At 70.0% G+C, this 9,142-nt stretch carries 9 protein-coding genes and 1 pseudogene; all 10 read left to right on the forward strand.

The features are described 5' to 3' along the window. The first annotated feature begins 28 nt into the window (after window positions 1-28). Entirely contained in the window at window positions 29-1,390 is a 1,362-nt protein-coding gene (ftsW, locus tag AB0924_RS35895; protein ID WP_358931052.1) for a putative lipid II flippase FtsW, read from the forward strand. Window positions 1,391-1,396: 6 nt separating this feature from the next. After that, complete coding sequence (gene murG / locus AB0924_RS35900; RefSeq protein ID WP_358931054.1) at window positions 1,397-2,485, forward strand: undecaprenyldiphospho-muramoylpentapeptide beta-N-acetylglucosaminyltransferase; 1,089 nt, start codon at window positions 1,397-1,399, stop codon at window positions 2,483-2,485. Between the two features lie 26 nt (window positions 2,486-2,511). Next, complete coding sequence (locus AB0924_RS35905; RefSeq protein ID WP_358931056.1) at window positions 2,512-3,306, forward strand: FtsQ-type POTRA domain-containing protein; 795 nt, start codon at window positions 2,512-2,514, stop codon at window positions 3,304-3,306. Between the two features lie 279 nt (window positions 3,307-3,585). Then, window positions 3,586-4,797, forward strand: a complete 1,212-nt coding sequence (ftsZ, locus tag AB0924_RS35910) for a cell division protein FtsZ (protein WP_351670518.1) — start codon at window positions 3,586-3,588, stop codon at window positions 4,795-4,797. Beyond that, entirely contained in the window at window positions 4,794-5,522 is a 729-nt protein-coding gene (gene pgeF / locus AB0924_RS35915; protein ID WP_358931059.1) for a peptidoglycan editing factor PgeF, read from the forward strand. Before ftsZ ends, pgeF begins: the two co-directional genes overlap by 4 nt. Before the next feature lie 6 nt (window positions 5,523-5,528). Beyond that, window positions 5,529-6,248 carry a YggS family pyridoxal phosphate-dependent enzyme gene (locus AB0924_RS35920; protein ID WP_358931062.1) on the forward strand — a complete coding sequence of 240 codons (720 nt, stop codon included), beginning with the start codon at window positions 5,529-5,531 and terminating at the stop codon, window positions 6,246-6,248. 127 nt (window positions 6,249-6,375) lie between these two features. Next, complete coding sequence (gene sepF, locus AB0924_RS35925; protein WP_351670509.1) at window positions 6,376-7,017, forward strand: cell division protein SepF; 642 nt, start codon at window positions 6,376-6,378, stop codon at window positions 7,015-7,017. A gap of 49 nt (window positions 7,018-7,066) precedes the next feature. Further along, the gene (locus AB0924_RS35930; RefSeq protein WP_143636437.1) at window positions 7,067-7,354 is read left to right on the forward strand and encodes a YggT family protein; all 288 of its coding nucleotides are present in this window, start codon (window positions 7,067-7,069) and stop codon (window positions 7,352-7,354) included. 55 nt (window positions 7,355-7,409) lie between these two features. Next, window positions 7,410-8,585, forward strand: a complete 1,176-nt coding sequence (locus AB0924_RS35935; protein WP_366913698.1) for a DivIVA domain-containing protein — start codon at window positions 7,410-7,412, stop codon at window positions 8,583-8,585. Window positions 8,586-8,870: 285 nt separating this feature from the next. Further along, window positions 8,871-9,142 (forward strand): annotated as a pseudogene (locus AB0924_RS35940) (IS30 family transposase); the annotation flags it as partial.

The raw sequence follows: 9,142 nt of genomic DNA on the forward strand, positions 1-9,142 counted from the left end.
GGACGGTCGACGTTCAGGGGAGGCGCCCATGCCCGGTAGCCGTACCGGCCGCCCGCCCGTGCAGCGGGCGTCCCGGCGCCCCGCGCTCCCCGGACCACCGCGCGAGAACGCCGTGCAGCGGCTCTGCACGCGCGCGCGGAAGGCCTGGGACCGGCCGCTGACCGCGTACTACGTGATCCTCGGCGGCAGCCTCCTGATCACCGTGCTGGGCCTGGTGATGGTCTACTCGGCCTCCCAGATCACCGCGCTGCAGCTGTCGCTGCCGGGCTCGTACTTCTTCCGCAAGCAGTTCCTCGCCGCGGCCATCGGCGGCGCGCTGATGTTCGTCGCCTCCCGCATGCCGGTGAAGCTGCACCGGGCGCTGGCCTACCCGATCCTGGCCGGCGCCGTCTTCCTGATGGTCCTGGTACAGGTGCCCGGGATAGGGATGGCGGTCAACGGCAACCAGAACTGGATCTCCCTCGGCGGTTCCTTCCAGATCCAGCCCAGCGAGTTCGGCAAGCTCGCCCTGGTGCTGTGGGGCGCCGACCTGATCGCGCGCAAGCAGGAACGCAAGCTGCTGACCCAGTGGAAGCACATGCTGGTGCCGCTGGTGCCGGCCTCCTTCATGCTGCTGGGTCTGATCATGCTCGGCGGCGATATGGGAACCGCGATCATTCTCACAGCGATCCTGTTCGGCCTGCTGTGGCTGGCGGGGGCGCCGACCCGGCTGTTCGCCGGAGTGCTCTCGGTCGCCGGCCTGATCGGTGTCGTGCTCATCAAGACCAGCCCCAACCGGATGGCCCGGCTGGCCTGCATCGGAGCCACCGAGCCCAAGTCGGGAGTGGCCGACTGCTGGCAGGCCGTCCACGGGATCTACGCCCTCGCCTCCGGCGGACTGTTCGGCTCCGGGCTCGGCGCGAGTGTGGAGAAATGGGGCCAACTGCCCGAAGCGCACACCGACTTCATCTTCGCCGTCACCGGCGAGGAACTGGGTCTGGCGGGGACGCTGTCGGTACTCGCCCTGTTCGCGGCTCTAGGCTATGCGGGTATCCGCGTGGCCGGACGCACGGAGGACCCCTTCGTGAGGTACGCCGCGGGAGGCGTGACCACCTGGATCACCGCCCAGGCGGTGATCAACATCGGTGCGGTGCTCGGCCTGCTGCCGATCGCCGGCGTCCCCCTCCCGCTGTTCTCCTACGGAGGGTCCGCCCTGCTGCCGACCATGTTCGCCATCGGGTTGCTGATCGCCTTCGCGCGCGAGGACCCCGCTGCGCGGGCGGCGCTTGCGATGCGGCAACCTCGCTTTGGTAGAAAGCGGGCAGGAGGCTCCGGTGCCGAGCGGGGGCCTCGGAGATGGAACACGATGCGACGGCGCGCCTCGGTGGCGCGCTCGTCCGGAGAGCGGTGAATTTCGGTGCATGTCGTACTTGCCGGCGGAGGTACCGCGGGCCACATCGAGCCCGCGCTCGCCCTCGCGGACGCCCTGCGCAGGCAGGACCCGACCGTGGGGATCACGGCCCTGGGCACGGAGCGCGGCCTGGAGACCAGGCTCGTCCCGGAGCGCGGCTACGAGCTGGCGCTGATCCCGGCGGTGCCGCTTCCCCGTAAGCCCACTCCCGAGCTGATCACCGTCCCGGGCCGGCTGCGCGGCACGATCAAGGCCGCCGAGCAGATCCTCGAGCGCACCAAGGCGGACGCCGTGGTCGGCTTCGGCGGCTATGTCGCCCTGCCCGCCTACCTGGCCGCCAAGCGCCTCGGCGTGCCCATCGTGATCCACGAGGCCAACGCCCGCCCGGGCCTGGCCAACAAGATCGGCTCCCGGTACGCCGCCCGGGTCGCCGTCTCCACCCCGGACAGCAAGCTGCGCGACGCCCGCTACATCGGCATCCCGCTGCGCCGCACCATCGCCACCCTCGACCGGGCCGCGGTCCGTCCGGAGGCGCGCGCCCGCTTCGGTCTGGACCCGAACCTGCCCACCCTGCTCGTCTCCGGCGGCTCCCAGGGTGCCCGGCGCCTCAACGAGGTGGTCCAGCAGGTCGCGCCGTGGCTGCAGCAGGCCGGTATCCAGATCCTGCACGCGGTCGGCCCGAAGAACGAACTGCCGCAGGTGCAGCAGATGCCGGGAATGCCGCCCTACATCCCGGTAAGTTACCTGGATCGGATGGACCTCGCGTACGCCGCGGCCGACTTGATGCTCTGCCGCGCGGGCGCGATGACCGTCGCCGAACTCTCCGCCGTCGGACTCCCGGCCGCCTACGTCCCGCTGCCCATCGGCAACGGCGAACAGCGGCTGAACGCCCAGCCGGTGGTGAAGGCGGGCGGCGGGCTCCTCGTCGACGACGCGGAACTCACCCCCGAGTGGGTGCAGCAGAACGTCCTGCCCGTGCTCGGGGACCCGCACCGGCTGTACGAGATGTCGCGCGCGGCAAGCGAGTTCGGCCGTCGCGACGCCGACGAGCTGCTCGTCGGCATGGTGTACGAGGCGATCGCCTCACGCCGATAGGACCATATGACGAAGGGGTAGTGAGGGTGGCCGGATCGACTACCGCCGAGCGCGGTGAACGCCAGGAGGAGTCGTCCGGCCCGCCGCCCGCGCGACGGCCGAGGCGGGCCCGCCTTCGTATGATCGTCATCCTTGCCGTCGCCCTGGTGCTCCTCGGGGCAGGCTCCACCTGGGTGTTGTACGGCTCCTCGTGGCTGCGCGTGCGGCACGTCTCGGTCACCGGCACGCGGATGCTGACCCCCGCCGATGTGCGGGAGGTCGCCTCCGTGCCGGTCGGGGCACCGCTGGTCTCCGTCGACACGGACGCCGTCGAAGCCCGGCTCCGGCGGAAACTGCCCCGGATCGACACCGTTTCGGTCGTTCGCGCCTGGCCCCATGGAATCGGCCTCAAGGTGACCGAGCGGACTCCGGTGCTCCTTGTCCGCAAAGACGGGAACTTCGTCGAAGTCGACAGCGAGGGCGTCCGTTTCGCCACCGTTTCGCAGGCACCGAAAGGCGTTCCGCTACTGGAATTGACCGCGTCCCGGTCGGATCCGGCCGCCGCGAGCTTCCGGCGCTTCGGCACCGACCGTCTGGTGCGCGAGGCGGTGGGGGTGGCCGGCTCCCTCCCGGCCGCCGTCGCACGGGACACCCGGACCGTCCAAGTCCGCTCCTACGACGACATCTCGGTGGAACTGGCCGACGGCCGCACGGTCGCCTGGGGCAGCGGTGAGAACGGTCGCGCCAAGGCACGGGCCCTCACAGCACTCATGAAAGCAGCTCCCGGCGCCCGGCACTTCGACGTGAGCGTGCCCACCGCGCCTGCGTCATCGGGGAGTTGACGGGTATCAGCGCAGGCCAGCACCCTGGTTGGGCACTGCTACGGCTGATCACATAGGGTGAAAAGAAAAACGGGAGGTTCGGCGTGTTCGTTGAACGGGCGCCACTTGTCGACTTAGTGTCCTGTTCAGAAGACTTCAGGGAACAGACACACTGGTAACCCTAAACTTCAGGGTTAGGGTTCGGGTCGGCGCTACGGACCGTCCCATTCGGCATCCGTCGTCCCGGTGCGGGGAACCGCCCGGCGGCGACAACGTAATTCGAGGCGAGAGGCCTTCGACGTGGCAGCACCGCAGAACTACCTCGCAGTCATCAAGGTCATCGGTGTCGGCGGCGGTGGTGTCAATGCCATCAACCGGATGATCGAGGTCGGTCTCAAGGGCGTCGAGTTCATCGCCATCAACACCGACGCGCAGGCGCTGTTGATGAGCGACGCCGACGTGAAGCTCGACGTCGGCCGCGAACTCACCCGCGGACTCGGCGCCGGAGCCAACCCGGCCGTCGGCCGCAAGGCCGCCGAGGACCACCGCGAGGAGATCGAGGAGGTCCTCAAGGGGGCCGACATGGTCTTCGTGACGGCCGGTGAAGGCGGCGGCACCGGCACCGGCGGCGCGCCCGTCGTGGCCAACATCGCGCGCTCGCTCGGCGCCCTCACCATCGGCGTGGTCACGCGCCCGTTCACCTTCGAGGGACGGCGCCGCGCGAACCAGGCCGAGGACGGCATCGCCGAACTGCGCGAAGAGGTCGACACCCTCATCGTCATCCCCAACGACCGGCTGCTGTCCATCTCGGACCGGCAGGTCTCGGTCCTGGACGCCTTCAAGTCGGCCGACCAGGTCCTGCTCTCCGGTGTGCAGGGCATCACCGACCTCATCACCACGCCCGGCCTGATCAACCTGGACTTCGCCGACGTCAAGTCGGTCATGTCCGAGGCCGGTTCCGCCCTGATGGGCATCGGCTCGGCGCGCGGCGACGACCGCGCGGTGGCCGCGGCAGAAATGGCGATCTCCTCGCCGCTGCTGGAGGCGTCCATCGACGGCGCCCGCGGCGTGCTGCTCTCCATCTCCGGTGGCTCCGACCTCGGTCTGTTCGAGATCAACGAGGCCGCCCAGCTGGTCAGTGAGGCCGCCCACCCCGAGGCCAACATCATCTTCGGTGCGGTCATCGACGACGCCCTCGGCGACGAGGTGCGGGTCACCGTGATCGCGGCCGGCTTCGACGGCGGTCAGCCGCCGGCCCGCCGGGACAACGTCCTCGGCTCCGCCTCCGCCTCCGGCTCGTCCGCGCCCCGCCGCGAGGAGCCCGCTCCGGCGCGGCAGCCGGAGAGCCGCCCGTCCTTCGGCTCCCTCGGCAGCGTGACGCCGAAGGAGGAGCCGGAGCCGGCGCCCGAGCCGGTGGCCGAGATCCCGGTCACCCCGTCGGTCCCGCCCGCGCCGCGCACCTACGCGGACAGCGCGGCCGAGGAACTGGACGTCCCGGACTTCCTGAAGTGATAGGACAGCGCGAGAGCGTGAGCGGCGCGCACTTCGCCTTCACCGACCGGTGGGGCGGGGTGAGCGCCGCTCCGTATGAGGAGCTCAACCTCGGTGGCGCGGTCGGCGACGACCCCGGATCGGTCCGGGAGAACCGGGAGCTGGCGGCGGAGTCGCTCGGGTTCGGCGCCGACACGGTCGTCTGGATGAACCAGGTGCACGGGGCCGACGTGGCCGTCGTGGACGCGCCCTGGGGCGAGCTTCCCGTGCCGGAGGTCGACGCGATCGTCACCGCACGCCGGGGGCTCGCGCTCGCGGTCCTCACCGCCGACTGCGTACCGGTGCTGCTGGCCGACCCGGTCGCCGGGGTCGTGGCCGCCGCCCACGCGGGCCGGCCGGGAATGATCAAGGGGGTCGTCCCCGCCGCCGTACGGGCCATGGTCGAACTGGGCGCCGAGGCGGAGCGGATCACCGCCCGCACCGGACCCGCCGTCTGCGGCCGGTGCTACGAGGTGCCGGAGGCGATGCGCGCCGAGGTGGCCGCGGTCGAGCCGGCGGCGCACGCCGAAACCGGCTGGGGCACTCCGGCGGTGGACGTGAGCGCCGGAGTGCACGCCCAGCTGGAGCGGCTCGGGGTGCGCGACCGCGCGCAGTCCCCCGTGTGCACCCTGGAGTCGGGCGACCACTACTCGTACCGCCGCGACCGCACCACCGGGCGGCTCGCGGGCTATGTCTGGCTGGACTGATGGGGCATGACGGACCGTAAGACCGAACTCGCCGCGAACCTGGCGAACGTGGAGCAGCGCATCACCGCCGCGTGTGCGGCGGCCGGGCGCGAGCGGGAGGAGGTGACCCTGATCGTGGTCACCAAGACCTACCCGGCGAGCGATGTGCGCATCCTGTCGGAACTCGGTGTGCGCCACGTCGCCGAGAACCGTGACCAGGACGCGGCGCCGAAGGCGGCCGCCTGTGTGGATCTGCCGCTGAAATGGCATTTCGTCGGCCAGTTGCAGACCAACAAGGTCCGTTCCGTGGTTGGTTATGCCGATTTCGTGCAGTCCATCGACCGGGCCCGGCTCGTCACCGCACTGTCGAAGGAGGCGGGGCGCGCCGGGCGCGAGGTGGGATGCCTCATCCAGGTCGCGCTGGACGCGGGGGAGAGCGGCCGGGGTGGGCGCGGTGGTGTGGCGCCGGACGGGATCGAGGAGTTGGCCGGCCTCGTGGCCGGGTCGCCGGGACTGCGGCTCGACGGTCTGATGACCGTCGCACCGCTCACCGGGGAGTACGCGGGACGCGAACAGGCGTCGTTCGAGCGGCTCATGGATTTGTCGACTGACCTGCGCCGGGCTCATCCTGCTGCAACCATGGTGTCGGCAGGGATGAGTGCGGACCTCGAGCAGGCCGTGGCGGCCGGAGCGACACATGTGCGCGTCGGCACTGCGGTACTCGGAGTCCGCCCCAGGCTCGGGTAACGTCGCCAGGAAGTCGGACCACAGCAGAAAATATGGTCAATGTCCGCGAAAGCGGACACAACGACCACGTGGATCGCGGGCACTTGGCAGTCGCAGTCGATCCACCACAGAGCGGAGGACTCAGAGAATGGCCGGCGCGATGCGCAAGATGGCGGTCTACCTCGGCCTCGTGGAGGACGATGGGTACGACGGCCGCGGATTCGACCCCGACGACGACTTCGAGCCCGAGCTGGACCCGGAACTCGACCGGGACCACCGACGGCATGAGGTGTCACACCAGTCGCACGGTGCGCATCAGTCCCAAAGGGACGAAGAGGTGCGAATCGTGCAACCGCCCGCGCCGCGTGAGCCGGTGGCCCGTTCGACTTCGCTCGCCGCGGAATCCGGGCGCCCGGCGCGAATCGCGCCCGTGGCATCCATCACACAAGAACGCCAGTCCCTGGAGAAGAACGCACCGGTGATCATGCCCAAGGTCGTGTCCGAGCGGGAGCCTTACCGGATCACCACGCTGCACCCGCGGACGTACAACGAAGCCCGTACCATCGGGGAACACTTCCGTGAGGGCACCCCGGTGATCATGAATCTGACTGAGATGGATGACACAGACGCGAAGCGACTTGTCGACTTTGCGGCCGGTTTGGTGTTTGGTCTTCACGGCAGCATCGAGCGGGTGACGCAGAAGGTGTTCCTGTTGTCTCCTGCTAACGTCGATGTCACGGCGGAGGACAAGGCCCGCATCGCAGAGGGCGGGTTCTTCAACCAGAGCTGAGACGTACCACCGGGAAAAGCACGGAACAGGGGAGAGGGAAAGTCAGGCCATGAGCGTGTTCGCGCAGGTGATCTACATCGCGCTGATGGTATTCCTCGTCGTGCTCATCTTCCGGCTGGTCATGGACTATGTCTTCCAGTTCGCCCGCTCGTGGCAACCCGGCAAGGCGATGGTGGTCGTCCTGGAGGCCACCTACACTGTCACCGATCCACCGCTGAAGCTTCTGCGGCGGTTCATTCCGCCGCTGCGTCTCGGGGGCGTGGCGCTCGACCTGTCCTTCTTCGTACTGATGATCATCGTCTGGATCCTCATCTCCGTCGCACAGAGATTTGTGTGATGAGGATGGACGATACGGTCTTGCCGACTGCCGATGACTACGTTGAGGTGAAGAGATGCCGTTGACCCCCGAGGACGTGCGGAACAAGCAGTTCACGACCGTCCGCCTCCGAGAAGGCTATGACGAGGACGAGGTCGATGCCTTCCTCGACGAGGTCGAAGCCGAACTGACGCGCCTGCTCCGCGAGAACGAGGACCTGCGCGCCAAACTGGCCGCGGCCACGCGCGCTGCTGCCCAGAACCAGCAGAACATGCGCAAGCCCCCGGAGCAGGACCAGCAGCAGGGCGGCATGCCCCAGCAGGGCGGAATGCCTCAGCAGGGCGGGATGCCCCAGCAGGGCGGCATGCCCCAGCAGGGGATGCGAGGTCCCGGCGCTCCGGTGCCCGCCGGCATATCGGGCCCGCCGCAGCAGCAGATGGGTGGCCCCATGGGTGGTCCGCCCCAGCTGCCGAGCGGCGCCCCGCAGCTGCCCGCCGGTCCCGGCGGTCAGGGCGGCCCGCAGGGTCCCGGCCCGATGGGCCAGGGTCCGATGGGTCAGGGCCCCATGGGCGGTCAGCCGCCCATGCAGCAGCAGATGGGTGGCCCGATGGGCGGCCCCATGGGCGGTCCGATGGGCGGCCCCGGTCAGGGCCCCGGTGGCGACAGCGCCGCCCGAGTCCTCTCGCTGGCGCAGCAGACCGCCGACCAGGCGATCGCCGAGGCCCGTTCCGAGGCCAACAAGATCGTCGGCGAGGCCCGCAGCCGCGCCGAGGGTCTGGAGCGCGACGCCCGTGCCAAGGCCGACGCGCTGGAGCGGGACGCGCAGGAGAAGCACCGCGTCGCGATGGGCTCCCTGGAGTCCGCCCGCGCCACGCTGGAGCGCAAGGTCGAGGACCTGCGCGGCTTCGAGCGCGAGTACCGCACGCGTCTGAAGTCGTACCTCGAGTCCCAGCTGCGTCAGCTGGAGACCCAGGCCGACGACTCCCTGGCGCCGCCGCGCACTCCGGCCACCGCCTCGCTTCCGCCGTCCCCGGCGCCCTCCATGGCCCCGGCCGGCGCGAGCGCTCCGTCCTACGGAGGCAACCAGGGGATGGGTGGTCCCGCGCCGTCCGCCCCGTCCTACGGCGGTCAGCAGCAGATGACCCCCGCGATGACCCAGCCCATGGCTCCGGTCCGTCCGCAGGGTCCGTCCCCGATGGGCCAGGCGCCCTCGCCGATGCGCGGGTTCCTGATCGACGAGGACGACAACTGACGGGCCGCGGCCAGTAGTACGACAACGGCGTCGGCAGCGTTCAGGGCGGGCCCTCCGGACTTCGGTCCGGAGGGCCCGCCCTTTTTACGCGTGTTGACGCCCCTGGGCGGGTATCGAGAGCCGGCCTTCCCGCCCGCCGCCCCGTCCCGTTCCGCTCTTTCGTGCCGCCCGTCCGGGCCGCCCCTCTGCCCCGCCCTTGCGGGATGGCCTTCCGGGACGCCGAAGGCCCGGCCCCCAGTGCTTCCGTTCTAGTGGTCGTCGCAACACCCCAGTTCAGGGGATGCGATGGACTTCGAGGTTCGGGAGCTGCGGACAGTGGCTCAGGGCCGCAGGCGGCTGGTGCGTGAGCGGGAGGCATACTCCCAGCTCATGCAGCAGGGCCTGAGCAGCAAAGAGGCATGCCGGATCGTCGGCATCAACGAGAAGACCGGCCGGCGCTGGCGCAACGGCCGCAGCGCCGACCGCAGGCAGAAGGCGGCACCACCGATCAACACGGTGGTGCCGCCTCCTGGTCTCTCCAGATACCTGCGCGAGGAAGACCGGATCCACATCGCCGA

The organism is Streptomyces sp. NPDC047869 (assembly GCF_040704065.1).
Lineage (GTDB): Bacteria > Actinomycetota > Actinomycetes > Streptomycetales > Streptomycetaceae > Streptomyces.

Excerpts from the sequence above, each read along its gene's own strand:
- ftsW (WP_358931052.1), top strand. The coding sequence starts at position 29 with ATGCCCGGTAGCCGTACCGGCCGCCCGCCCGTGCAGCGGGCGTCCCGG.
- AB0924_RS35920 (WP_358931062.1), top strand. The coding sequence starts at position 5,529 with ATGACGGACCGTAAGACCGAACTCGCCGCGAACCTGGCGAACGTGGAG.
- sepF (WP_351670509.1), top strand. The coding sequence starts at position 6,376 with ATGGCCGGCGCGATGCGCAAGATGGCGGTCTACCTCGGCCTCGTGGAG.
- AB0924_RS35930 (WP_143636437.1), top strand. The coding sequence starts at position 7,067 with ATGAGCGTGTTCGCGCAGGTGATCTACATCGCGCTGATGGTATTCCTC.
- AB0924_RS35935 (WP_366913698.1), top strand. The coding sequence starts at position 7,410 with ATGCCGTTGACCCCCGAGGACGTGCGGAACAAGCAGTTCACGACCGTC.